The sequence below is a fragment of the Hymenobacter sp. 102 genome, assembly GCF_049949205.1.
Classification (GTDB): Bacteria; Bacteroidota; Bacteroidia; order Cytophagales; family Hymenobacteraceae; genus Hymenobacter.
The window spans coordinates 4,862,799-4,886,681 of the sequence record NZ_CP188172.1 but is presented as its reverse complement, the minus strand read 5'-3'; the positions used below and the strand labels follow the sequence as shown (position 1 = coordinate 4,886,681).

Annotated in this window: 26 protein-coding genes and 2 pseudogenes; 13 read left to right on the top strand and 15 right to left on the bottom strand. The window is 59.6% G+C overall.

Annotated elements, in window-relative coordinates; translation table 11 throughout:
* The first annotated feature begins 30 nt into the window (after nucleotides 1-30).
* The 4 genes from ACN19L_RS21200 (at nucleotide 31) to ACN19L_RS21185 (ending at nucleotide 3,556) form a co-directional block, all read left to right on the top strand.
* Nucleotides 31-861 carry a hypothetical protein gene (locus tag ACN19L_RS21200; protein ID WP_426491385.1) on the top strand — a complete coding sequence of 277 codons (831 nt, stop codon included), beginning with the start codon at nucleotides 31-33 and terminating at the stop codon, nucleotides 859-861.
* Between the two features lie 83 nt (nucleotides 862-944).
* Complete coding sequence (locus tag ACN19L_RS21195) at nucleotides 945-1,949, top strand: cation diffusion facilitator family transporter (RefSeq protein ID WP_426491384.1); 1,005 nt, start codon at nucleotides 945-947, stop codon at nucleotides 1,947-1,949.
* A gap of 1 nt (nucleotide 1,950) precedes the next feature.
* On the top strand, nucleotides 1,951-2,739 hold the full coding sequence (locus ACN19L_RS21190) for a ZIP family metal transporter (protein WP_426491383.1): 789 nt from the start codon (nucleotides 1,951-1,953) through the stop codon (nucleotides 2,737-2,739).
* A 40-nt stretch (nucleotides 2,740-2,779) separates the two neighbouring features.
* Nucleotides 2,780-3,556 (top strand): bestrophin family protein, encoded by a 777-nt coding sequence (locus ACN19L_RS21185; RefSeq protein WP_426491382.1) that lies wholly within the window; start codon nucleotides 2,780-2,782, stop codon nucleotides 3,554-3,556.
* Between the two features lie 15 nt (nucleotides 3,557-3,571).
* Here ACN19L_RS21185 and ACN19L_RS21180 read toward each other — a convergent pair whose 3' ends face one another.
* The 9 genes and pseudogenes from ACN19L_RS21180 to ACN19L_RS21140 form a co-directional block, all read right to left on the bottom strand.
* Complete coding sequence (locus tag ACN19L_RS21180) at nucleotides 3,572-5,899, bottom strand: Tn3 family transposase (protein WP_426493614.1); 2,328 nt, start codon at nucleotides 5,897-5,899, stop codon at nucleotides 3,572-3,574.
* Entirely contained in the window at nucleotides 5,872-6,591 is a 720-nt protein-coding gene (locus ACN19L_RS21175) for a DUF4158 domain-containing protein (protein ID WP_426491381.1), read from the bottom strand. Before ACN19L_RS21175 ends, ACN19L_RS21180 begins: the two co-directional genes overlap by 28 nt.
* A 93-nt stretch (nucleotides 6,592-6,684) precedes the next feature.
* On the bottom strand, nucleotides 6,685-8,097 hold the full coding sequence (gene omp85, locus ACN19L_RS21170; RefSeq protein WP_426491380.1) for an Omp85 family outer membrane protein: 1,413 nt from the start codon (nucleotides 8,095-8,097) through the stop codon (nucleotides 6,685-6,687).
* Nucleotides 8,098-8,205: 108 nt separating this feature from the next.
* On the bottom strand, nucleotides 8,206-8,958 hold the full coding sequence (locus ACN19L_RS21165; protein ID WP_426491379.1) for a phosphatase PAP2 family protein: 753 nt from the start codon (nucleotides 8,956-8,958) through the stop codon (nucleotides 8,206-8,208).
* A 90-nt stretch (nucleotides 8,959-9,048) separates the two neighbouring features.
* On the bottom strand, nucleotides 9,049-9,591 hold the full coding sequence (locus ACN19L_RS21160) for a sensor histidine kinase (protein WP_426491378.1): 543 nt from the start codon (nucleotides 9,589-9,591) through the stop codon (nucleotides 9,049-9,051).
* A complete protein-coding gene (locus ACN19L_RS21155) occupies nucleotides 9,537-10,322 on the bottom strand; it encodes a hypothetical protein (protein ID WP_426491377.1) in 786 nt (261 codons plus the stop codon). Before ACN19L_RS21155 ends, ACN19L_RS21160 begins: the two co-directional genes overlap by 55 nt.
* On the bottom strand, nucleotides 10,319-10,996 hold the full coding sequence (locus tag ACN19L_RS21150) for a response regulator transcription factor (protein ID WP_426491376.1): 678 nt from the start codon (nucleotides 10,994-10,996) through the stop codon (nucleotides 10,319-10,321). Before ACN19L_RS21150 ends, ACN19L_RS21155 begins: the two co-directional genes overlap by 4 nt.
* A 93-nt stretch (nucleotides 10,997-11,089) precedes the next feature.
* Nucleotides 11,090-11,215 (bottom strand): annotated as a pseudogene (locus ACN19L_RS21145) (hypothetical protein); the annotation flags it as partial.
* The gene (locus ACN19L_RS21140; protein WP_426491375.1) at nucleotides 11,191-11,682 is read right to left on the bottom strand and encodes a recombinase family protein; all 492 of its coding nucleotides are present in this window, start codon (nucleotides 11,680-11,682) and stop codon (nucleotides 11,191-11,193) included. The pseudogene ACN19L_RS21145 and the gene ACN19L_RS21140, both read right to left, overlap by 25 nt.
* Nucleotides 11,683-11,886: 204 nt before the next feature.
* On the opposite strand from ACN19L_RS21140, the gene ACN19L_RS21135 reads away from it, so the two are divergent.
* Nucleotides 11,887-12,078, top strand: a complete 192-nt coding sequence (locus ACN19L_RS21135; RefSeq protein WP_426491374.1) for a hypothetical protein — start codon at nucleotides 11,887-11,889, stop codon at nucleotides 12,076-12,078.
* 274 nt (nucleotides 12,079-12,352) lie between these two features.
* On the opposite strand, the gene ACN19L_RS21130 is transcribed toward ACN19L_RS21135, so the two are convergent.
* Nucleotides 12,353-12,664: a hypothetical protein gene (locus ACN19L_RS21130; RefSeq protein WP_426491373.1), complete on the bottom strand. Its 312-nt coding sequence runs from the start codon at nucleotides 12,662-12,664 to the stop codon at nucleotides 12,353-12,355.
* A gap of 206 nt (nucleotides 12,665-12,870) precedes the next feature.
* Here ACN19L_RS21130 and ACN19L_RS21125 point away from each other — a divergent pair, with 206 nt between their 5' ends.
* The gene (locus tag ACN19L_RS21125; protein WP_426491372.1) at nucleotides 12,871-13,056 is read left to right on the top strand and encodes a hypothetical protein; all 186 of its coding nucleotides are present in this window, start codon (nucleotides 12,871-12,873) and stop codon (nucleotides 13,054-13,056) included.
* Between the two features lie 203 nt (nucleotides 13,057-13,259).
* Here ACN19L_RS21125 and ACN19L_RS21120 read toward each other — a convergent pair whose 3' ends face one another.
* The 5 genes and pseudogenes from ACN19L_RS21120 to ACN19L_RS21100 form a co-directional block, all read right to left on the bottom strand.
* Nucleotides 13,260-14,813, bottom strand: a complete 1,554-nt coding sequence (locus ACN19L_RS21120) for a hypothetical protein (protein WP_426491371.1) — start codon at nucleotides 14,811-14,813, stop codon at nucleotides 13,260-13,262.
* Nucleotides 14,814-14,816: 3 nt separating this feature from the next.
* Nucleotides 14,817-15,647 carry a 3'-5' exonuclease gene (locus ACN19L_RS21115; protein ID WP_426491370.1) on the bottom strand — a complete coding sequence of 277 codons (831 nt, stop codon included), beginning with the start codon at nucleotides 15,645-15,647 and terminating at the stop codon, nucleotides 14,817-14,819.
* Nucleotides 15,648-15,846: 199 nt separating this feature from the next.
* Nucleotides 15,847-16,224, bottom strand: a complete 378-nt coding sequence (locus tag ACN19L_RS21110) for a hypothetical protein (RefSeq protein WP_426491369.1) — start codon at nucleotides 16,222-16,224, stop codon at nucleotides 15,847-15,849.
* Nucleotides 16,225-16,259: 35 nt separating this feature from the next.
* Nucleotides 16,260-16,748, bottom strand: a pseudogene (locus tag ACN19L_RS21105) (helix-turn-helix transcriptional regulator); the annotation flags it as partial.
* Between the two features lie 90 nt (nucleotides 16,749-16,838).
* Nucleotides 16,839-17,300, bottom strand: a complete 462-nt coding sequence (locus ACN19L_RS21100; RefSeq protein ID WP_426491368.1) for a hypothetical protein — start codon at nucleotides 17,298-17,300, stop codon at nucleotides 16,839-16,841.
* A gap of 219 nt (nucleotides 17,301-17,519) precedes the next feature.
* Between ACN19L_RS21100 and ACN19L_RS21095 the strand changes: the two genes are divergently transcribed.
* The 7 genes from ACN19L_RS21095 (at nucleotide 17,520) to ACN19L_RS21065 (ending at nucleotide 23,827) form a co-directional block, all read left to right on the top strand.
* Entirely contained in the window at nucleotides 17,520-18,347 is an 828-nt protein-coding gene (locus ACN19L_RS21095; RefSeq protein ID WP_426491260.1) for a cupin domain-containing protein, read from the top strand.
* 11 nt (nucleotides 18,348-18,358) lie between these two features.
* The gene (locus tag ACN19L_RS21090; protein WP_426491259.1) at nucleotides 18,359-19,018 is read left to right on the top strand and encodes a hypothetical protein; all 660 of its coding nucleotides are present in this window, start codon (nucleotides 18,359-18,361) and stop codon (nucleotides 19,016-19,018) included.
* The gene (locus ACN19L_RS21085; RefSeq protein WP_426491258.1) at nucleotides 19,015-19,527 is read left to right on the top strand and encodes a GreA/GreB family elongation factor; all 513 of its coding nucleotides are present in this window, start codon (nucleotides 19,015-19,017) and stop codon (nucleotides 19,525-19,527) included. The genes ACN19L_RS21090 and ACN19L_RS21085 overlap by 4 nt, the downstream gene beginning before the upstream one ends.
* Before the next feature lie 498 nt (nucleotides 19,528-20,025).
* On the top strand, nucleotides 20,026-20,331 hold the full coding sequence (locus ACN19L_RS21080) for a hypothetical protein (RefSeq protein WP_426491257.1): 306 nt from the start codon (nucleotides 20,026-20,028) through the stop codon (nucleotides 20,329-20,331).
* Nucleotides 20,332-20,738: 407 nt separating this feature from the next.
* Nucleotides 20,739-22,160 carry a reverse transcriptase domain-containing protein gene (locus tag ACN19L_RS21075; protein ID WP_426491256.1) on the top strand — a complete coding sequence of 474 codons (1,422 nt, stop codon included), beginning with the start codon at nucleotides 20,739-20,741 and terminating at the stop codon, nucleotides 22,158-22,160.
* Nucleotides 22,157-22,981, top strand: a complete 825-nt coding sequence (locus ACN19L_RS21070) for a hypothetical protein (RefSeq protein ID WP_426491255.1) — start codon at nucleotides 22,157-22,159, stop codon at nucleotides 22,979-22,981. Before ACN19L_RS21075 ends, ACN19L_RS21070 begins: the two co-directional genes overlap by 4 nt.
* Before the next feature lie 6 nt (nucleotides 22,982-22,987).
* The gene (locus ACN19L_RS21065) at nucleotides 22,988-23,827 is read left to right on the top strand and encodes an HNH endonuclease (RefSeq protein ID WP_426491254.1); all 840 of its coding nucleotides are present in this window, start codon (nucleotides 22,988-22,990) and stop codon (nucleotides 23,825-23,827) included.
* The last annotated feature ends 56 nt before the right edge of the window (nucleotides 23,828-23,883 follow it).

The window sequence follows — 23,883 nt, the reverse complement described above, 5'->3', positions numbered from 1 at the left end:
GCGCATTCCTTCACTTCTGATTTCATTTCCATGACTCGTAACACATTTGTTGTCCTCGCCTGCCTGCTGGCGGCTGCTCCCCTTGCCGCCCAAGCCCAGGTGCCGACCACCTCGGAAGCCGACCACGGCCATCCGCACCCCAGCCCGAGCGAGGGCGCCAAGCCCGCCGCCCCGTCGCTGCCGACGGTATCGTACACGCTGTTCACCACCAAATCGGAGCTGTACGCCGAATCGAAGCCGCTCATTGCGGGGGCTCCGAACCGCTTCACGGCCCACCTCACCAAGCTCGGCACCACCTTCAAGCCCTACACGGCCGGGCAGGTGACAGTCAGCCTGCAGGTAGGCGGCAACACGGTGAAGGCGTCGGCGGATGCGCCGGCCGCACCCGGCATCTTCCGGTTTCAGCTGCCGCCCGCCCCGGCTGGCACCGGCACGCTGGTCATCGACATCGTGACGCCGGAGTTTACCGACCAGTTCACCATCCCGAACGTGATGGTGTACGCCAACGCGGAAGCCGCGCGTCAGCAGCCGAAGAACGAGGAAGCCGGCGACATCACCTACATCAAGGAAAAGTCCTGGGTGCTGGCGGATTTCGCCACTCAGCTGTTGACGAAGGGTAGCGTGGGCAGCGGGAAGAAGGCCACCACCGGCCTGGTGGTGCCCCGCACGGCGTTGGTCGACGTCAAGGGCAAGCCGCACGTCTACGTGCAGCGCACGGGCGAGCGGTTTCAGCTGCGGTCGGTGAAGACCGGCGCGACGAACGGGCAACAGGTACAGTTGCTCAGCGGCGTCCGGGAGGGTGAGCGGGTGGTGGTGCGTGGTGCCCAGGACATTCAACAGGCAACCGCCGCCGGGCAGTAGACCCAGTGCCGCGGCGTGCATCCGGCTGGGTGTACGCCGTGGCCTACCGGGCCATCATCTTTTCCACCACAACCCATTCACCCATGCAACTCCCTCAATTCCTGCAGGACTTCCTGAAGAAAGGACCCGCTGGGGCCAAGAAGGGCTTGGATGCCGTCGTTACGTCTTCGGAACGCGGCATCTGGGCCCTGAAATGGTCCTTCATCGGCCTGGCCATTACCTCGGTGCTTCAAATCGTGGTGTTCTTCTACTCGGGTAGCACTGCCCTGCTGGCCGATACCATCCACAACGTGGCCGACGCAGCTACGGCCGTCCCGCTCTGGATTGCGTTTCGCTTCACTAACCGGCCGCCTACCAAGCGCTTCACCTACGGCTTCGGCCGCATTGAAGACCTGGCCGGCCTCATCATCCTGGTCATCATCCTGGCCAGTGGCATCGTGGCGGGCTACGAGTCCATCCAGCGCTTCTACCACCCCGAGCCGGTGAAGTATCTTGGGGCCGTGGCGGTAGCCTCGGTAGTCGGCTTCCTGGGCAACGAAGCCGTGGCCATCTTCCGCATCAAGGTGGGTAAGGAAATCGGCAGCGCCGCGCTGGTGGCCGACGGCTACCACGCCCGTACCGACGGTATTGCCAGTCTCTCGGTACTGCTGGGCGTCATCGGCATTTGGCTCGGCTTCCCGCTGGCCGACCCCATTATCGGGCTGCTCATCAGCTTGGTCATCCTGAAAATCGTCTGGCGCTCGGGTAAGGACATCTTCACCCGCCTGCTCGACGGCGTAGACCCGGCAATGGTGGACGCGGTGCGGGCCAGTGCCCAGCAAGTGCCCGGTGTGCAGGGCGTCGATACCATTCGGCTGCGCTGGCTGGGCCACAAGCTCAACGCCGAAGTAGACGTGGCGGTGGACGACTCGCTGACGGTAAGTCAGGCCCACGACCTGGGCAGCCGCGTGGAAGCGCAGCTCATCCGCGACGTGCAGTACCTCAATACCGCGCTGGTCCACACCGACCCGGTATCGGCGGCCGGGCACCAGCACGGCACCGGCACCGCCCACGCTCAGGACGTTCAGGTACTCCCAACCGATGTGTAATATGCTGTTAACTACCATCCTGTTGCTCGTGCCCACCGAAGCACTGGCCCCGTGGACCACCGTGCTGGGCTATGCCCTACTGCCAGTCGGCGTCATGGTCATTGGGGCCCTACTTGGGGTCTGGCGCGTGCCGAGCCCCGCGCTACGCGGGGCGCTGCTGCACTTCGCGGCCGGCGTCGTGTTTTCGGTCGTTGCCGTTGATGTGCTGCCGGACATCGTGGAGCGTCGCGCGCCCTTGGAAGTTGGGCTGGGCTTCGCGCTGGGGCTGGCCGTGATGTTCGGCCTGCGGTACTTCACTCAGCGCCTGGAGAAATCCGGTTCCACGACCGAAACGCCGACGCCAGACGCGCCCGAGGCGCTGCCCTGGGGGATGCTGGCGGCCGTGAGTATCGACGTCGTTATCGACGGACTGCTGCTGGGCATCGGCTTCGCGGTGGGGGCCAAGGAAGGGACGTTGCTAGCCATTGCCATTGCGCTGGAAATGCTCACCCTCAGTTTGACCACGGCCGTGGAGCTGCGCCGGAGCGGGCAGAGCCGGGGCAAGACAGTCCTGATTCTGACGGCCCTGGCCAGTATGATTCTGGTGGGAGCCGGCCTGGGCCTGTTTGTGCTGCAGGGCGCTTCCGATCAGTTCGTGGAGGCCGTCTTGTCCTTCGGGCTGGCCTCGCTGCTGTATCTGGTCACGGAAGAGCTGTTGAGCGAAGCGCACGAGCTACCCGAAACCACGCTACAGACGCTGGCCTTCTTCGGCGGCTTTCTGCTGTTCCTGCTGCTGGGCATGATGGCGTAGCCGGACCTAACTCCCCCATTCACTTCCTGCTTCTCCCTGTATGTACGTTCGTCGCAATATTCATTGGCGCATAGCGTGGCGCTACGCCTGGAAAAATGTGCTGCTGTTTACCCTCTATGACCTCACGCTGGCGGTGCTGTTCGGCCCGCTGGGTTTCCATTGGCTGGACGTACCCTGGCAGCTGGTCAGCATTGTGGGGGTGGCCGTGTCCTTCTACGTCGGCTTCAAAAACAACAGTGCCTACGCCCGCTTCAACGAGGCCCGTACGCTCTGGGGCGGCATCGTCAACCGCAGCCGTAGCTGGTCGGTATTCGTGCTAACCAACACCCAGCAGACCGATACAGAGCCGGCACCGACCATCACCGCTCCGCAACGAGCCTTGGTGCTGCGGCAGCTGGCGTGGTGCAACGCGCTCCGCCTGCACCTACGCCGGCAGCCCGAGCTGTGGGCCGAAGCCGTGACCCCGTTGCTGACCGCCGAAGAAGATAACCAGCTGCGCCGGGTGGCCAACGCCCCGGCGCAGTTGCTGTTGCTACAGGGCCGCGCCGTAGCCCAGGCCGAGGGACTGTTCAACGACCTGCAGCGCCGGACCCTGATGGAGGAGCTGCGGGAGCTAGCCAACCTGCAAGGCGGCTGCGAACGAATCAAGAATACCCCGTACCCGCGCCAGTATGCCTTCTCCAGCCTGGTGTTCGTGTGGGTGTTCATCCTGATTCTGCCGCTCGGGCTGCTGGCGGAGTTCGAGAAGCTCGGCCACGGCCACTTCTGGCTGACGGTGCCCTTCTCGGTGCTGGTATCGGGGGTCGCACTAGAGTAGGAACGGAAAACAACGCTAAGGAAATTCGACCAGCCGTTCTTCCCAGTTGGCGGGGTTGCGCAACGGGCGCATTTCGCCGGCGGCAATGTCTTCGGGCAGGCTGAAATCGTAGCGGCCCAGCATGTTAACGTGCTCGTGCAGCAAGGGCGAGAGGCGCGCCACGTCGTCCGGGTTCAGCACGCCTTCCGTCTGCTGCCACCGTTCCAGGGCGTGCTGCAGATAGCGGGTGTTCCACAGCACCAGGGCGTTGACCACGAGTCCAAGGGCGCCCAACTGGTCTTCCATGCCCTCGCGGTAGCGCTGGCGCAGCTCCCCTTTCTTGCCGTGAAAGACGGCCCGGGCCACGGCGTGCCGCCCCTCGCCCCGGTTGAGCTGCACCAGGATGCGCCGGCGGTAGGCCTCGTCCTGCACGTAGGCTAATAAATACAATGTTTTTTCGACGCGGCCCAATTCGGCGACCGCCCGCCCCAGCCCCGAGAGCGAGCCCGCTCGCTGCAGGGTGCGCATGACGGCCGTGGCCTTGACTTTGCCGAGTTTCAGAGAGCCGGCCAGGCGCAGCATGTCGTCCCAGTGGGCGTGAATCAGGCGGGCGTTGACCACGTGGCGGCCCAACTCGTTGAGCGGACCGTAGTCGTCCTCTTTTTCCAGCCGCCAGAAGCGCTGGTCCGCCAAGTCGGCCAGGCGGGGGCTGAAGCGGTAGCCCAGCAGCGAAAACAGGCCAAATACCACGTCGCTGTAGCCGTGGGTATCGGCCATGATTTCGCGCGGGTCCAGGCGGGTTTGTTGTTCCAGCAACCCGGCCAGGATGAACAAAGAGTCGCGCAGCGTACCGGGAATGACGATGCCGTGAAAGCCCGTGAACTGGTCGCTGGTGAAGTTATAGTACGTCACCCCGCGCTGGGAGCCGAAGTATTTGCGGTTCCAGCCCGCGTGCAGCGTGCGCACGGGCACCACGAAGCGCATGCCGTCGGCCGAGGCCACCTCCCCGCCGCCCCAGGCCTGGGCCAATGGCAGCCCCGCCTGGGCATCCACCAGGCGGGCATTGGCGGCGGTGAGCGTTTCGGCGCGCAGGTAGTTTTGCTGCACCCACGCCAGGCGCGCCAGCGTCAGGGCCGGCACGTCGGCCCGGGCCACGGTTTTTAGCCCCAGGTTGCACGCCTGGGCCAACAGCACGGCACAGATACTGAGCGGCAGGTCGGCGGCGGCGGGCTGCCCGTCGGCCACGTGGGTAAAGGCGAGGGAAAAGCCGGTAAACGCGTCCACCTCCCGCAACAGGGCCGCTACTTCGACCTGGGGCAGGGCCGCCGCCAGCTGCTCGCGCACGTGCACCAGGTGCTCGGACTCTTCTTGCGCCGGTAAGGCGCTGAGGGTGACGACCGGCTGACCGTCTTGCTCGACCACCTGCAGGGTGGTGTGCTGCGCCAGGTTCTCCCCAACGTCCGCATACGCCGTGCGCAGCAGTTGCCCCAGACGGGCCAGTTCCACTGCCGGGTCCAGGGAGCGGTCCAGGGCCCGGGCCACCGAATCCCGGGCGGCTTCCCAGGCGTCCCCGCGCAACAGTTCGGCCCGTGGGTCGGCGTGGCGCTCGCTGGTCGGCACGAACACGTCGCGGCGGCGCACGGCGTGCTGCAGCCGTTCCAGTACGCAGAGGGTGTACGCCTGGGGATTCACTTCCCCTTTGGCGGGAAACACCCGCCGGGCCCACCCCTTCGGGACGACCGTGCGGGGCGCGGCCGACCACTTCGGGCGGCCCCGACCGCCGGCTTCCTGCTGCTGCAAAAAGGCCCAGGCCTCCAGCAGCGGTTTGGCGGTGGGCGTCCCCTCGAAGGCGACGCCGGCCAGCAAGGCGGGCAGGAACCGGCGCACCGTGGCGTAGCTGCCGCTCAAGGCTTCGGCCAGCGGGTCCTCCGGCGGACTGGCTAGTTCCTGCACGGTGGCCGCCGCAGCGCGCAAGGGCGCCTGGCCCAGGCGGTCGAACACCTGCTGGCGTACCTGCCCGGCCGGTACGGCCTCGTCGAGCAGCAGTTCCACGGCCTGTTGGAGCAGCAACGCGGCCTGGTCCAGGTCCTTGAGCGAGCGCAGGCGTTCGCGCCGGCGCTTGGTTTCGCCCCGCAGGGCCAGCGACGTGAGCAGGCTGTCGAAGAGGTCGAGCACGTCGTCCGTAGCGGTGCGCTCCAGGGTCTGGGCGAAGACCAGCAGCGTGGCCAGCCGGCGTTCCTCGCCCATGCGCACCAGCGTCTGTGCCCAAGCCAGCTGGGCATGGCGGGCCAGGCGCGCCAACCGGGCTTCGGGTAAGTCGGCCACGGGCACGGCGCTCACGCCCAGGGCGCGGATTTCGCCCACCCGGCGCAAAGCGGCCGCCAGCGCCGGGGCGGACACGCGGGTGGGCGGGTGCGCAGGCGCTCCAGGTGGGTGAGCCGCTCGCCGGCCGGCACGGTCAACAGGGTTTCCAGCGCCGCTTGCTGGGACGGGTTCAGGCGGGTGCGCAGCTGGCGGTAGAGGTGGCGGCCGGTGCGCTCGCGGACCCGCGCAATCAGGCGGGCGAGTAACGAAACGCCGGGCAAGACGACCCGCTGGGCGACCAGGTGGGCCGTGGTCAAATCAAACAGCACGCTGGGCCGGACGGTGCTCGTCAGCACCTGCGCGTAGAGCCAGCGGGTGAGCCGGAACGTCTGCCGCCCGTCAAACGGGGTGTACCCGAGGTGGGCCACAATCCGGGCCTGGTGGTCGTACCACGTGTTCGGCCGGGTCCGGTACGCGGCCAAGGCGTCCGCAGGCAGGTGCAGCTGCTCGGCCAGCGTCTGCACCACCACGGCCGGTACCCGCAGCGGGTCGGTCAGAAAGGTGCCCAAAAAGCGCAGGGTGCAGAGCTGCACGGCACACCCGAGTTTGTTGGCGGGGCGTCGGCGCGCGGCCAGGAGGTGGCCATCGGCTGCGCTCAGGTAAAAGAACCGGGCCAGCTGTTCGGGGCTGGGCTCGTCGGCGTAGCAGCCGAAGCGGGCGGCCTGCTCGTCACTGAGGAATTCTACGGGCATGGGCCAGGGAGGCGCGAAAGAATAAGCCAAATGGCGCACGGTGCCGCTATCAAACCCGAACAACCGGCCGGGAAGCGCCGCGCCGCCACGGGGTTAGAAATTCTGGCCGATGCCGAAGTAGAACAGCCGGTCTTCCTTGGACACCCCGTAGTCCGCGTAGAGCATGGTGGACAGGTTCCAGGCAATGCGCGCCCCGGCTCCGTACGAAAACCGGACGTCGCGAAAGCCTAGGTCCTGCCACCGGTCGCGCACCGTGCCGGCGTCCGCGAACGGGGCCACGCCCAGCCCGAAGTTCTGCTTGCCCAGCTTGACATCGGCCAGCCGGATGCGCAGCTCGGCGTTGGCAAAGGCCAGCGAGCGGGCCAGGAAGCGGTTGGCCCGGTAGCCCCGCAGCGACTGCCGCCCGCCCAGGGCGTTGATGCTGCCGTCGGGGCTCCACTGGTCCTGAAACTCAAAAAACGGCGCTTCTTTCCCGAAAATGGTGCCCGCGCCGACCCGCCCGGCCAGCACCGTGCGCGGACCCACGGGCAGCTTGCGGTAGGCCCGGCCCTGGAAAAACAGCTTGTTGAAACTGAACTGCGAACCGATGGCGGGGCTGGAAAACTCGTTGGCGGCTTCAAAGTATACCCCGCGGGTCGGGTCGGGCTCAAAGTCGCGCGTGTCGTGAATCAGCGCCGTCTGGATAATGGACACCCACCCCCCGTCCAGGCCAAAGATGCGCCCCTGCTGGGCATCGCGCTGCAGTAGCGACGTGCCGTTAGGCGCCGTGGTTTCTTCGCCGTTACGGGTGGCCTCGGCCTTGGTGCCCTGGAACGTGTCGTAGGAGAGGTGCTGAATCTCGTAGCCGCCCATCACGCGCCAGCGACCTTTGCCCAGGGCGTAGTCAGCTTTGAGGTTGAGCATGAACTCGGTTTCCCGGAACCGGTTGGACAGCGCATCGGTGACCTCGGCGGCTTCGCCGGCCTGCCCGGGCCGCAGGGTTTTGCGGGCCGCGTCATATTCCGCGTAGGTGGCAAACGTCTCGTCCGGGTTGGAGGGCAGGCGCAGGCGGCCGAGCGTGGTTTCGGACGAGCCGAAGTACAGGTTGGCCGGGTTTTGCTGGGCCTTGAAGTCCACGCGGTAACGCCAGCGCGTGCCTTTGTAGTAGGGCACGTCCAGGGACAGCGTCAGCTCGCGGGCGTTGGTGGTAAAGTACGCCGCGTTGGCGCGCAGGCGTGTGAGGTAGGGCGTGTAGGCAAACAGCGGGTTGTCGCGGGTGCCGTTCCAGATGATGTTGGTTTTAACCCCCACACCGAAGCCCGTCACCGGGTCGGACGAGAGGTCGGGCAAGCCGGTCACGAACAGGCCTTCCCGTTTTTTGGCCAGGTCGGCATCCGACATGCGCTTGGAGCGGATAAAGGAGAGGCTGTCCACTTGTTGGGCGGAGGCAGCGGCGGCGCACAGGCCCAGAGAGGCCGTGAGCCAGGTACGCAACAGGCTTGTTTTTATCTGTTTTTTGCTGGGCAATGGGAGGGACCGTTAGTGAGGAAGCCATGCGCTGGCTCGTTGGCGCAGGTTAGCCCGACAAAGCTCCCGCACGATTCTGAAGGCATTCTGTAGTTTCCTTCTCTTGCCTTACCACGCCATGACGGCGGTGGCCCCGATGGCCCCCTGCTGGTAGCTGGGCACGACCAGCGCCCGGTTGCCCAGCACCTTGCGCAGTGGTTTTGTTACCAGCGGGTACAGCCAGTACGCGGCCTGCGTTGACAGAATGCCCACGCCGGCTCCGGCCAGCACATCGGAAAACCAATGCACGTCTTTGGCCATGCGAATACCTCCCGTGGCCGCTGCTAGCGAGTAGCCGCCCACGCTGTACCAGACGCTACGCCCGCCGTATTCCTTGTGCAGAAACGTAGCCGAGGCGAAGGCCAGGCTGGTGTGCTGGCTGGGAAAGGAATGGAAGTCGGAACCGTCGGGGCGCTGCACCTGCGTGAGCTTCTTCAGGTTGCTGGTCACCGCATCGTTGAGGGTGAAGGCCAGCGCCGCCAGCAGCAGCTGGTCCACGGGTTTGTGACGGCCCGGCACCCCGGCCAGGCCCAGGCCGAGCGTTACGGCCCCTGGTAGGTACCGGAGCTGGTTGTCGAGCGTCGTCGTGGGCCGGCCCATATGCTCGCGGATTTCCTCCCGCAGCTCCTCGTCTGATTCCAGCGCCTCCACCCGATGGGTGGTCAGGGCGCCGGCCGTGAGCAGCAGCGTAGGCACCAGCAGCGCCCGCGCCACCGGCCCCTGCCAGAGCGGCGGGCGGGTGGTGGAGTCACGCAGGGAAGGCGGTACCGAAACAGCAGGCGCCGTCTGGGCCCGGGACGGGAACAGGGGAGCAGCCAGCACAGCCAGGGGAGCAACACGGAGCGGGGCATACAAAAAAGCAGCAGGTACGCCCCAAACGTAGAGCGCAATTCTGTGCACATTCTGTAGGGGTCAGGGGCGGGGAACCGCTGAAGCGAACCGGACACGCAGCGTATGCCGCGCCGAATCCGGGGCGTAGTCGTATGCCACGGTAAAGCCATAGAAGGTCGTGATGCTTTGCACGATGGACAACCCCAGGCCGGGCGAGTCCGAAGCGGCATTCTGCTTGCGAAACCGCTCGAAAAACTGTGCGGGTTTCTGCTGCGCCGCCAGGGCGGGGCCGGCATTGGTGATGACCAGCTCGGTGGCACGCAGCTGCACCCGCAACAGGCCGCCCGGCAAGTTGTGCCGGATGGCGTTGTGCAGCAGGTTACTGAGCAGCGAATCGGCCAGCGCGGGGTGCAGCATAAGCAACGGCGCGGCATTTAATTGCACGTCCAGCTGCAACTCCTTCTGCTGGATGAATTCCTCCAGCTGGCTCAGCTTTTCGCGCAGCAGCTCGGCCAGCGGCACCGGCTGGGCGGCGGCAAACTGCTGGTTCTCAATTTTGCTGAGCAGCGTCAGCCCCTGGTGCAGGCGGGCCAGCCGCTGCACGGCCGCGTACAGGTCGCCCACCAAGGGCCGGCCGGCGCGGGCAAATCCGGCAGCTGGAGCAGCTGTTCCAGCTTGGCCTGCATGATGGCCAGCGGGGTGCGGGTTTCGTGGGCGGCGTTTTCCGTGAACGCTTTGAGCAACATGTAGTCGGCCGCGACCCGCTCGCTCAGGTGGGTGAGCGTGTGGTTGAGCTGGGCGAACTCCTCAATGTGGGCATCAGGCAGGTGCAGCACCTGGTGCTGGCGCACGTCGTAGCCGCGCAGCTGGTGGAGGGTCTGCTCAAACGGGGCCCAGAGGCGGCGGGTCAGCCAGCGGTTGAGCCCCACCACGCCCAGCAGCAGCGTACCCAGCACCCCCACCAGCAACAGCACAATCAGGCGCTGCACGTCATGGGTTTCCAGCAGGGCCTTGCTGAGCGATACCCACTGGGTTTGCCCGTTCAGCGGCAGCCGAAACGTGAGCTGGCGGTAGGGCTCCAACTCGTTTTCCAGGGGCTCCAGCAGCAGGGTATCGCGCAGCCCTTCCGGCTGCGGCTGCGCACTGAGCTGCATGCGGCCCTCAAACGGGGTGCCGGGCAGGTGGCCGGTGCGCTGCACCTGCGCCCGCAAGTAGTCACGCTGCTGAAACAGGCGCTCCTCCACTTCGCTTTGCAGCGTCCAGCGCACGCCGTAGTAGAGGAACACACTGCCGGCCGTGAAGAGCACGGTGGCCAGCAGCAGGTAGTAGCGGTTGGTGGCGGCCAGCAGCTTCATTCTGCGCTAAGCTTGTAGCCCACCCCGTACACGGAGCGGATGTAGTCGCCGGCTCCTTTGTCCTGCAACTTGCGCCGCAGGTTCTTGAGGTGGGTGTAGAGGAAGTCGAAGGAGTCGGCCGCATCGGCCGCGTCGCCCCAGACGTGCTCGGCAATGGACTCCTTCGTCAGCACGCGGCCGGGGTTGGTGAGCAGATACAGCAGCAAGTCAAATTCCTTGCGCGTAAGCGTTACAGGTTCCCCGTTGACCAGTACCCGGGCCTGGTCGGGAAACACGGTCAACTCCTGAAACAGTAGGTGGCGCTGCCCCTGAAACTGCCGCCGCCGGATGATGGCCTTCAGCCGGGCGCTCAGTTCCGAGAGGTGAAACGGCTTGGCCAGGTAGTCGTCGGCCCCCAGTTCCAAGCCCAGCACCTTGTCGTCGAGCGCGCCCCGGGCCGAGACGATGAGCACGCCGGCCGGGGAGCGGTCGGCCTTGAGCGTGCGCACCACGTCCAGCCCGTTGCCGTCGGGCAGGGTCAAATCCAGCAGCACGCAATCGTACTGGTAGAGCTTGATTTTCTCGTGCGCCTGTTCGTAGCTGGCCGCTGCTTCCACCACGTAGCCGTCCTGGCGCAGGTACTCCATCAAGGAGGTGCGCAGGGCCGGCTCGTCTTCTACAATCAGCAGCTTCACGGGAGTGCAAGGTGAGGAACGGCTGAAAGGTAGCTGGCAATTCTGAAGACTTTCTGACGGGGGCACTGAGCTGTCTGGATAGAACGGCCCGAACTACGCCGCTTCCTGCGCTTTTCCGCCGGTTGCTACCCCCAGATAGGCCAGGTAACGGTAAATAGTGGCCCGGCCCACTCCCAGCAGTTGCCCGATTTCTGCTACCGTCTTGTCTTGTTGCAGGTAAAGCGTTTTTGCGGCCTGGGCTTTGGAGAGGGCTTCTTTGGAAAGACCTTTAGGCCGGCCGCCCTGGCGCCCCCTGCCCGGGCCGCCGTCAGGCCCGCCTTGGTGCGCTCCCGAATGATGTCGCGCTCAAACTCAGCCAGCGAGGCAAACAGGTTAAACATGAGGCGGCCCTGGGCGGTGGTCGTGTCCAGATGGTCCTGCAGGCTGACAAAGTGAATCCCCTGTTGCTGAAAGCCGCTGACCAGTGTGACCAGGTCTTTGAGCGAGCGGCCCAGTCGGTCGAGTTTCCAGACCACGAGCGTATCGCCCGCCCGCAGGCGGGTCAGCAGGTGCTGCAGCGCCGGGCGCTCTTTCACGGACGATACTTTTTCCTGCGCGACCTCCGCGCAGCCGTAGGCCTGCAAGGCATCGGTTTGCAGGTGTAGCTGCTGGTCGGGGGTACTAACACGGGCGTAGCCGAAAATCATAGGCGGTATTCTCAGGAAGTCAGCAGGAGCAAAGATAGCGAGCCATTGATTCGTGAGAACAGCATATGAGACAGTTTTTGCCCGACTCGTAAGGAGGCCAAACGAGCGCGACCAGCGGAGCGGAAAAACGCACGTATTCTGAGACACCCCGACCCGCCAAAATTCGACCAACTGGCCTTAGCGTTGTTTTCCGTTCCTACTCTAGTGCGACCCCTATCGTGGGTGTTCAGCACCATTGAGTTGGTAGGCGACATGAGCGAAGACCCTTTTGAAAACCGCATGAACGACGTGCCCATGACCGCGCTGTGCCGCTCCATCGAGGTAGACCTGCGGCAGATGCTGGGTGAGTCAGTCCTGCCGGCCGTTGCCCGGCCCGTCGACAGCGTGCTGCTGTAGTCCTGACGCCAACCAGGGCCTTTTCAGGTATCTACCCACCATCACTACTTCTGGCATGCACGCGCGTCGCTTTCCTAAAAAATCCAGGACTGCTCCCACGGCAACATGGCGGGTGGTCAGCGTCGCTAGCGTCGCAATTCTGTTGCTGCTGGCTTTTGGTAGTTGGGGGTGGATTGGGTGGCGGGTAGTCCAGGAGTGGCAGCAGGATTCCGAATCAGTCACTACTGACACCGCCAAGGGCAGTTCACCTGAACAAGAGGTGCACTCCTATTTGCTACAGCATCTGTCGAATCCGGACAGCTACGAAAGTGTAGCGTTTGGCCGGCAGACCTGTCAAACAAAGCAAGGACAGCGAGTATGCTTCGTGTCCCACCGCTACCAGTTTCGCGATACGCTCGGCCACATAGTACGGAAGCACCAACTCTTCTACTACTCCCCGCAGGGCGAAATACAGGGCATCGAAGACGTCCCGTGAGCGCCGGGTTAATAACCACATGAAGCCTCCTTGCTTGAAGCGGCGATAATCGAACTTGCCGAAGGATCCCGTTGCATCAGTGCCCCTCAAGCAAGTAAGGTCTTTGCTCAAGTGGTTACCAGTGCCGCCGACACGGCTGCCCGTGTTGCTGTGGCGAACTAACCATGGGTGGCCCGATGTAATTTTGGGACCAAACTTTTAACCAAGGCCAGTATCAGGTAGAATACAAGGTTACCTCCAATGCTCCAACCTCGGACTACCTGAGCTACACCAATGAAAGCGGCGGCAATACGACGCTCAGCAACACACCGCTGCCGGTGAGCTACAAGTTTAAGCGGACCATGAAGCAAGGCGACAACCTGACCATCCTGGCCAGTATCGACGGAGGCACGGCGGCCTCGGAAATCACCTGCTCTATCCTGCTGGATGGCAGAGAGGTCAAGAAGGAAACCGGCCGGGGCGTCGACGCGCAGGCTGTGCCGGTGTATGTAATCGGTGAATAGATTTACTGCCTAGCATAAGAGCAAAGAAGCTCAACCCTGATATGGTTGAGCTTCTTTGCTCTTATGCTAAAGACCTGGACCGGAAAGCATCATCGATAGCACTAGGAGGCGAATAAGAAGTTTGCTCCATATTAAAGTGGTTTACGACTCGGGCGTAGAATCAGGTGCTGGTGCTTCGGTATGCGATTCCTCTGAAGATATTGTCAGCTGGCCAGAGATGGAATCAAGCAGCCCCTCCTATTTTTAGTTTTAGTTGACTCCTTAACCTTAACTAGCTTCTCAGCTTTAGGAACGGCTGAAGTATTTCCTTTCTTCTGGTATGAGCGCTTTGGTTTGATTGCAGGTGCTTCGGGAAGAGGAACAATATTAGGTCCGCTTTGCAACTCCTCTAACCCAACCGAGGCTGCTTCCTGAGTAGGAGCATCCATCTGCTGCGATGCCTGCGCTCTCTGCCTAGCATCCTGTTCAGCTGTCAAGTTCCACTCGAAAACCGGGGCCTCTTCGTCAGGAACTACCTTTTTACTCGGCCCTGAAAGGATTGATGCTGTCGGCGGCACAGCAAATAATTCAGCCCTGCGCTGGGAACTTGTTTTATATTCTGAAATTGGAATATATTTCTGCCCTCGCTCCTGAAATAAGGGGATTTGTCTTACTTCATAGTAAGCCCCTGAAATCTTATTGAATGTTAAAAAACCGCCTAGTAATTGCAGGGCAACTCTCGTTTCCGATGGATAGTGGTCGGCCGTCAGACGAATTAAATCGAGAAGTTTACCGCTGAACTGATAGTCCTCTGCTTCAAATTCCCCCCGGAATTTAAGGTAGATGAATGCGCTCAGGTACATTCTGAGGTTAGTACGAGTGTCTGTTAATTCATTTCTCAGCTTCTCGGCCCATTCAGCGTTGAGAAGCAACTGGGTGACTCTCTCGCGAGTAGAAGCTGCTCTGTTAGCTTCTAGTGCTTTGTAAAATCTGGTTGCTTCGTAGCTGTTATCATGTCCTCGACGGCCATCGCGGGCGCTGAGGCTGCGATGAAAAACTACACATAGGTCATATAGGTACCCATAATCGTTTTTGGGAAAAGGCTCATATCGTCCATAAACGATTAAATGCACCCAGAAAGAATCGCTCGTTTGAATTTCACGTCGCTCTAGGCGTACTGCCACAGCCTTTTCCACATCTTGCAATAACCCTTCGTCAAGATGTTTACTAGGGACCCCAGCTATTTCCAGAAGTGCTTCGCTGCCTAATCGGGTTTCCGACGCCAATAACCGGTGGTCAGCCTGCTCTGCTACAGCTTCAAACACCGCTGGCTGCCGCTTAATACGCGGGTCTAAACGAGAAGCTAATAATTGTCCGGCTTGTGTAGTGAGCGGATACAGACGCCGCACCTGCACAATGTTTAACCGAGATTTCTCGCTAATAGAATGCGGCTTACTCAATTCTGCGGCTAGGGTATCAAAAGCTGCTTGGGCCTCTATGCTGAGTTGTGGATAGTGTATCCCTATAGATGCACTAGCAGCTTGTAAAGCAGCTTTGCTTTGCTCTGGCAATTCAATATCCAACAGAATTACCTCGTCAGCTGTGCTGAAGGCAGGAATTTTAGCGAGTAAGCTTGCCTCTGATACATCAGGGTGCCCTGCAGGCGTGTCCTTTTCATAAAGGACCCACTCATCCGGATTAACCTCAATGAAACCAAATTGATACAACAGATTGAACCGAAGCCTATAAATAGGCAGCAAGGCACGTTGAGCAGCCATAAATTAGAAGTCGTAAGTAGTAGCCTGTGGTTGAGCCGAGGCTGTTGTGGCATCTGTGATTTCAAACAAGGTGCAGTCGCCGGCCAGCGTGTCCACCATGCTGCTGCGAGTACCACAATAGGTTAGAACCAGGTTTTTGCGGCTGCGAGTCATGGCAACCATGAATAGGGTCTTGTCTTTGCCACCACCGTTCAAGTGCAGTCCTGCTGATACCCATGGCAAATACACGTTTTCGTAGTCCAATCCTTTCGAGCTGTGATAAGTCATGACCGCGACCCGATGGTTGGTATAAGCCCCATCGAGTGTACCAACCCCATTACCAATGTATTCGAGCTTGATGCCTTGTGCTTCTAAATGCCGGTTCATGGCTGCAAAATCCTCGTTTTTGCCCCACCGGTCAGGAACAACAGTCCAAGCGGGTTTGCCATTGATCGTTAATACGGCGTTACAAAAAGCCGCGATGTTTTCCCGGAAAGGCAACAGGATAACCGTTGACTCGCTTGCTTGAGCCCGCTTACTGGCTTCACGCCACACATACTTAATTTCCCTTGATACATCATTGGTGTAGCCTAGGCGTACCTGCACATCGAGCTTGGTAGCATCGCGACGTGCTCCGAGAATGGTGCCGCCAATCAGGCTGCTGACCATCTTAATAATGGACCGTGTTAACCGATAAATCGTCGGCAGCTCGTGGGACTGCCCGCCCAGCAAAGCGCCAATTTCCTCTGGTCTTACTACCGGCTCACGAGTCTGTGGGTCATGCGTAAAAATTGACTGCTGCGAATCGCCCGCTACAATAACTCGTTTCGCCTTATTGCGCAGCAGCGTTATCATACTGGAGGGCAAATCCTGTACTTCATCGCAAAACAGCAAGTCAAATTGCTGACTGGTCTTTGCAATTCATAGTACGTCATCACAGGCACCCGAACGCCAAACTCCTTCTCCACTCCCAACTCATCAAGGCCGGTTCGTATCAAATCCACCAATGCCCGCGTGAACAGCACAACGCCCACTTTTAGATTTTTGTTTTCAACTAGCTTGTCACGAAGCCCGTGTACCAGCAGTACCGACTTACCACTGCCAGCGTGCCCTTTATCCAGACGTTGCCGCTACCGCCCTGCTCCTCCGCAAAATGCTGGATTTGAATCTGATTGGACAGAAACTGTTCCCGCAGGGAAAAATACACTACCAGCAGGCCGGTGAAGTTGAGCACGGGCCCAGTAATGCCACCGATGGTATCCCCGATTGGGCCGGTTTCAGCGAAGCTGATGCCGGAGTGGAAGTGGGTCAACGCCCAAGGAAGCACCAAGGATAGAAGAGCTCCCAGCACTATGGTCCACACGGCCCAGCGGGTAGTATTGATAATGGAGTCTGCGCTAATGACATGTAGCGGAATGTAAAAGGATAGCACTGCACGGATTACAGCGGGCCAGAGGGCTTAGGTAGTCAGATGTTTTCCGCCGGAAGAGACTCGTTTACGGAGACGTACCTGGCCAGCGCCCCTTGATGCACTTCGATCATTTGCTTGCGAAGCGCAGCTGGGGCGAGCACCGTTACATCGCTGCCAAAACTGAGTAATAGCGAAACCAGCTCACGGTTGGGAATCAACTGCAGCCTAACTTCCACGGATCCGTCGGCTAAGGGAGTGGATCGCTGGCTGCCGTGCAAGGGCTTGGTGAGGACGTACGGCGCCCGAACCTTAGTAAAACAAAGTCGAATCTCTTCCACTGGCTTGTTGGCCGCCACGGAAGGGCCGATAACGTGCTGGAAGTAAGTAGGTGCATCCGGACAATGGTCAGGCCAGTAAGTGCCGGCGGTACCTTCAACCTGAGTAATTCGATCCAACGCATAGTTAGACAGGCACTGCTGATCCTGATTGTAGGCCAGCAAAAACCACCGATGGTTGAATTCCTTGAGCAGGTAGGGGTGGACTGTTACCGGGGAGGCGCCCGCGGCCCGAACGGCTGGTAGGCTATTTGCAGGACGCGGCGCGTGCGAATGGCCTCGTAGAGGGGCCGCAGCTTGTCAGCGCCGGTGTAGTCCGCTACCTGTTCGAAGTGCAACGCAACGGGACCGGCCGGCCGGCCGCAGGTTGACTTGTTTTTCCACGCGGCTCACGAGCGCATCCAGCTCCTGACTCAGACCTAGGCCCTGGAACTGCTGCAGCACGGAAAGTGCCTGGCGCAATACGTCGGCGTCGTCTACCAGCAGCGGACTCTGGTGGATGGAGTATCCCGGTTCCGTGTAGCGATATACTCCCGCTTTGCGATCAAACTCAATGGGCGCATCCAGGCCGGAGGAGCCCCCCAGCTTCATGGCTTGCAGATCCATGTCCAGCTGCCGCTGGCTCAGGGGCTGGCCCGTGATCTCTAAAAACTTTTCCGTCACCTCCTCTAGCAGTCGGGCCCGGGTCCAACGCACCTTATCCCGGCACAGGCATTCGTCGATTAGGCGATAGCGCAGGGGGGCATTTTTGGAGACCGGCATAAAAAAGATAAAGTTTTTTGCTCACTGCAGATAGGCTGCAATAGGGGAGGGGAAGTTTGTCGCAACGATACGCAAAAGGGCTTCTGCCGCACGCTATCGCGCCAAATAGCTGCCTGGTCGCCGTCCTGAAAAAATATTTTTCAGCGGCGCGGCCACCGCAAATAGGCTGCAATCAGCGCGCTCACCTTTGCCTCGCTCTTCCACTAGAAACTGTCTGCTATGCACCTGTACCACTCCACCGCGACCGCTCCCTCAACGCTGCATATCTGTTCCAGCCGCGACTTCAGTGCCAGCGTGCAGCAGCGCATCCACTGCGCGCTTACGCAGGGCATCAGCGCGCTAGAGCAAACCGTGGGCGAACTTCTCCAGCACCAGCGTGCAGGGCAAGGCGACTGCCAGACGCTGGGTAGCATCATCGCCGAGTTAAGCCGCCCGGATTCGCTGCGGCTGCTGCTCTCGCAGCTGTTGTGCGATGGTCCGGCCCTGACCCGGGTGCAGGAGCACTCTTACTACCACCACAATGGCTTTCGTAAGCTGGTGCTGTTGCAAAACGCGGCCTTCAAATTGCGCCTGCACTTGTGGGAGGCGCGCAGCGAGCGCCACCACGAGAACATTCACGATCACCGCTGGAACTTTGCTTCGGCCTTGCTGGCGGGCCGCTTTCAGACCGTGATCTGGGAGGAAGACGCCCAAGGACCAGAAGTGCGACTGGATTGCACCTACACGCCGGCCAGGGAAGGTAGCGTCTACGGCGTGCGCGAAAACGGCCGAGTGCGGCTGCGCCCGCAACGGACGCACACGCTGCAGGAGGGCGATATCTACTACATGCCGGCGAGCACCTTGCACCAGGTGACGGATCCGGGTGAAGGCGCCACCCGCACGCTCATGCTGACGGCTACGCCAGTACTGGAGGAATGCAAGCTCTACGCCGAGCATTCCATTCCGGAGGCCGACAAGATCAACATGCCCTTCAGCTTGTCGGCCATCCGGCAGGAGCTAATTGGATTGTTGGGGCAGACTTGCTACCAGCCCGCCCTTGCCGCCTAACAAGTACAGCCATGTATATCTGTTTAGAAGGGTTAAAGGGCAGCGGTAAATCCAGCCTGCTCACCGCAACGCAGCAGCTACTGACTACGCGCCAAATTGAGTTCGCGCTGGTGGAGCCCACGCGGCCCGTACCGGCGGAGAGCAGCTGGCCGGAGCGCTTAAGCGCGCAGCTACCGTGTCTACGCCGCCTAGATGCCTGGAACGAATGGCTGTACGCGCACCGGGCCCGTTACGCGGCGGCAACCGCTTGCTGGCAGCAGCCGCTGGTGCTGGGTGACCGCAGCGTGGTAACTAGCTACGCCACGCGGTGGCGCAAATGGGGCAGCCCGCACGAGTGCATTCGTCGGGTAGACCGGCTGGAGGCCCGGGTGCCGGCGCCGGACCACGTCGTGTTGCTGGACGTCGAACCGGAACTGGCCTGGGAAAGGGCCCGGGCACGGGGGCGTTGCTACGGACTGCATGACGAAACCTTGCCGCGCTTACGGGCGACACGGGCCGCATACGAGGAAATCGCGGCCTTTCCCGTGCCCCGCCTGCAGCATACCCAGTGGCACGTGCTGGATGGTAATCAGCCGCCGGCGGCCCTGCTGCAGCAATGGTGGGCCTTGATGCGCCGGCTGACTCCTGACGCTCTTTTCCATACCGAACTCAACCTGAATTCCACACCATGAAGTACTACATCACCGAGGCCGGCAAGCAGGCGCTCGAATCCAAAATCACGGCCCAAGGCCTGAAAATCCGCAATATCCAAGCTGAAAAGAACATCGCCTACAGCGCCAGCGGCGACGGCTGGCACGATAATCCGGGCTACAACCAGCTCATTCAGCTGGAGGAGCGGGCTATCACGGAGCTGAAAAACCTCGAGAAACTGCTGGCTACCTCAACCCTGTGGCTGCGAACGGACCGCAACACCGAACAGATTCAGATTGGCTCCATCGTGCGCTTAGCCATGCAAGGGGCTCGGGACCGGGTGCCGCGGGAAGTGATTTACGAGATTGGGGGCCACGGCGAATCTGATTTGGGGCGCAACCTGATCAGCTACACTTCCCCCATCGGAGCAGCGCTGTACGAGCTGCTGCCCGGCGCGGAAGTCGAGGTGCAGATTCCAGCGGGCAAAACTCGGCTGCGCATCCTGCAGCTGTACCAAAATTGGGAAAGCACCCGCTTGCTAGCTCTGTAGTGTTCTTAAAACCGATTCGATAACGGTCATCTTTTTTGCGATGTGTTTCCCTTTCCTGCATCAGCTAGTGCAATCAGGTCATTTATTGCCCGGCCCCACGAGGCACTCGCAAGAGCGGGAGCAAAGCAGCAAGGAGCGGCTCGAGCGCCTGCCGAACCGAACCTACCTGCAGAACTACGATTTATTGTTTCGCTATGTGAATCTATGGCTCGGGAAGCGGGGATATGAGCTGAGCAACAGGCAGCCACACCAAGTTCTGGCTCGGGTTTGTGCATTTTTGGACTCGACTGCTGCAGTACAGGAAATGATCCGGTGCCGGCATGCGATGAAATACACGGGTGAGCCCCCTACTTTGGAAGGTAGTGCCGCTTTAGCTTCCTTGCTAGCGCGATTGCAAAAAGCGTAACTGATCCCGTACACCCGTCCGAACACAGCTTTTAAGTATAATCAGTTAGCTGCCAGTTTTTTTAATCTTTTCAACTCACTTTGCATCAAAACATGGTAAATCCCCCCGGTAACTGCCCCCGGTGTAATGGCAAAGGCACCATTTCCAAATACTCTTATGTGCAAAAAGGCGTGTGCTTTCGCTGCAAAGGCACGGGAACAGTCGAATTATCCTTACGCGAAGAGATGAAATTAGCTATCCGGCAAGCAAGGCAGGAGCAAAATGCCGCCTTCTTGCACGATGAGCTGCGGGCAGAGCTAATAGCCGAGGCCAGAGCTGCAAACAAGCTAGAGCTGATCCGGGAGCTTTATCCTGATCTGGAGAGCGAAAGGAATGAGGTAAGTAGAAATGAATTCTAATTGATTTTAACAGGGCATGTAAGATGACCTGTTAAACATGATAAGAAAACCGTTTCCGCTGCATTACTTGCGGTGATAAACTAGAGAATATATGTCGAGCTTCGGCATGTAGTAGCGTTTTGAAAGTGCCTGCGGAAAGACTTTTGACCTCGTGCGGCGTTGCGCCGTGCTCGTAGTTGACTGGTTCGGTAACGAGCCAGTTAAGCCAACGGCAGCGATGATCAACCTACTCACCCCCCATCTAACGGCGTCTAACTGGCTGCTTAGATCAAGGAAATGAGAAAATCATGGCTGTAAGTCTGCTCATCTGCTGAACACAGTGAGATCATGTCTTGACTTGAAACAGCAAGATATAAGACTGGAAAACATCCAGCAGGCACTTTCTTAACGCTTTATCTATTTACATAATGGCATCCACACCTGCTGATGATAGTTCTGTACCTGGCTCTAAGCGAGAAGTATCCGGGCTGCAGAAGAGTGAGACAAGCAAAGAAGCACTACCAAACAGTGAACCCGCTAATGCGGAGCAGTCAACAGATGAGAGGCCGCAGGCTGAAGCACTGGAAGATTATTTAGCGGCGTTTGATGAAGCCGACATTGCGTTAGAGCCGGATTATTCTATGATAGATGATCTCTTCCCCGAGCTAGATGATTTCTTCCTGCAGGATGTAAGCCAGCTGATCACTTCTCCGGATGAACTCCCGCAAGCTACCTGGCAGATAAACGCACTCGCTGATCTTGTCGAACCCTTCCGGCAAGTTCGGGACGCGAAGACGCTCGCGTGGGTTTTGAACGCCGCTATGCCCTGGCATAGCAAGCAACATCCCTCCGCGATCACGAAACCGATTAGTGCCAAAGCGCTTAATTATTACGCCTACAAGCAGGAAGGGAGGCGCTACCGCACCTTTCAGATTGCGAAGCGGGCAAAGGGGGAGAAGCGCGAAATCAAAGCCCCCAAAGACGGTTTGCTACGGGTGCAACGCCTGCTGCTGCTGTGCCTGACGACCGTTTTTGGCTGGGTAGATGACGCGGCCCATGGTTTCGTTGCGGGCCGCAGCGTCCTAACCAATGCCACGCCCCATACCGGCCGTCGCTTCGTATTAAACCTGGACTTGCAGGACTTCTTTGCCAGTACTCACTTCGGACGGGTAGTTGCCGTGTTGCAGCTGCCCCCTTTTGGACTGAGCAAGGATGGCGCTCATCTAGTAGCTAACTTATGTTGTGACCAAGGAGCTTTACCGCAGGGAGCGCCTACTTCCCCCCTCTTGACAAATGTTGTGTGTCAACGACTGGATCGCCGGCTGGGCCAACTGGCTAAGCAGTTTCGCTGTCACTATACCCGGTACGCGGATGATCTGACCTTCTCCAGCGATCGTCACGTCTTTAGTAAGAAGTTTCACACCACCCTGAACGCTATCCTGGCCAGGGAGGGGTACAAGCAAAACCAGAAAAAGCAGCGGCTGCAGACGCCAGCGATGCGGCAGGAAGTGACGGGGGTGATTGTGAATGACAAGCCAAATGCGCCGCGCGAGTACGTCCGTCAGCTCAGGGCCATGCTCCATAACTGGGCTACTTATGGCTACGAAGCAGCTACGACAAAGCTTCGCGAAGGCTACGGGGAAAGTAAAGCCTACGGCCGCCACCAGGGGCGCATACCCAAGTTAGAGCACGTGGTGGCCGGGAAAATCGCTTACTTGGGAATGGTGAGAGGAAAAGAGGACCCGATGTATCTTCAATTTGCTCACCGCATGGCATTATTAGTCAACGAAGAGTATAAGCAAACATCGGTGCTGCTGGAGCTTCTGCGCAGAACAGAAGAGTTTTTATGAGTGATGACGAGATCAAATCAATTCAAGACCACATCAATCAATTTAAGCTGCCCGTAGGAACATCGCAGCTGGTAACGGAGCTGCAAAATCGGCTGACGGCAATTAAAGTAAAACGCCAACCGATGGTTACCGCGCCCGATCAACAGAAAGAGATGCTGGCTGCAACAAGTGACCCATCCACCACGGATCTGCAGGCGCTAGGAACCCAAATTAAAGAGTATTTTGAGCAACTGAGCGGGCGGATGGGAGAGCAGCTAGCTCAGCTTGCGGGGGTGGAAGAACAGCCGGCATCCCTGCTGTACGAGAAAATAGAAGACCCGCGCGTTCGGCGCCAGCTGCTGGCCGATAACATGCGCATGGAGGGCGCCTTACGACGAGTAGAATTTCTGCCTGACTTCCACGAGGAGCAGGCTTTTCGGCGTTTTTGCACCTTTGCGGCCTTCCAAGTCGAGGAAATGCTAAACTACTATTACTTTCTCCGGTATGGCCATGATATACCAACGCTAATAGCCGATTTTAAGCAGCTAAGGGTGGACGTCAAAGGGTTTGGTGATGATGTAAAGAGTATTAAGTCGATCGATCAGATCCGCACGTACGTCAAAATAAAGGCCTATAATCAGGAGATATATGGGATGCACTATTCCATTTACAATACGCTGGCTAACATCAGAAATATGGAAGAGCATCGGTGTACGGTGCTATTAAACTCAACGGAGGCACTGCCCAGTCATGAGAACTTTGCAATGCAAATGATTCGTGAGCGCAACCATACCAGCGTGCGGGATTATCTGGCCCGTATGTATAATAACATAACTAGGTAGCAGCATTTGAAAACGTACCTGTTTGCCTGGAACCAGAAGCTATTTCCTTGGTCAACGTACCAAGAGGCGGCGACGCAGCTGGCCGAAGAAGGAAAAGCAACTATTAGGTGGAGTTGCGGCAACACTAAAGTCATTGCCCCTGGGGATCGGATGTTTCTGGTTAAGCTCGGTAGCTACCCCAAAGGGCTGGTCGCTTCGGGCTTCATTACGAAAGCGCCATTTTACGCGGCTCACTGGAAAGACCCCCAGCAGCAGACGTTGTTTGTTGAAGCGGAACTGGATTGCTTATTTGATCCGGCGACCGAAGCGATTCTGGGGCTGGATATTCTTTCCACGGGCAACTTAGCGGCGCAACGGTGGACACCGCAGTCGTCGGGAGTAGCCATCAAGCCGAACGTAGTTGATGAACTGGAAGCCGTCTGGTATGATTTCCTTTCTACAACCAAACGCAGTCCGGCGGGATTCTTTGCCCAAGGTCCTCAGCCGGCTAACTCCTTCATGGAGGGTTCCCCTAGCCAGATTACTTTGACCAGATACGAGCGTAACCCTTACGCGCGAAAAGTATGCTTACAGCAGTACGGCTATGCTTGCGCCGTGTGCCAATTCAATTTTGAAAAGGCGTATGGCTCGCTGGGAAAGGAGTTTATTCACGTTCACCACCTCAATCAATTAGCCCATATCGGGCAGGCGTATAGCATTGATCCCATCACAGACTTACGACCCGTCTGCCCAAACTGCCACGCTATGCTCCACCGCACGAAAGCCGGCCTGTCGATTGAAGAATTGCGCGCTCGATTGCGGGTTACCGTTACTTACAACAAGTTGTCGGAGCACGGTGGAGAATAAGGGCCAGTGACGGGCGGATCACCAGCTGGCCTGCACTGCATATCATAGGCGGACAT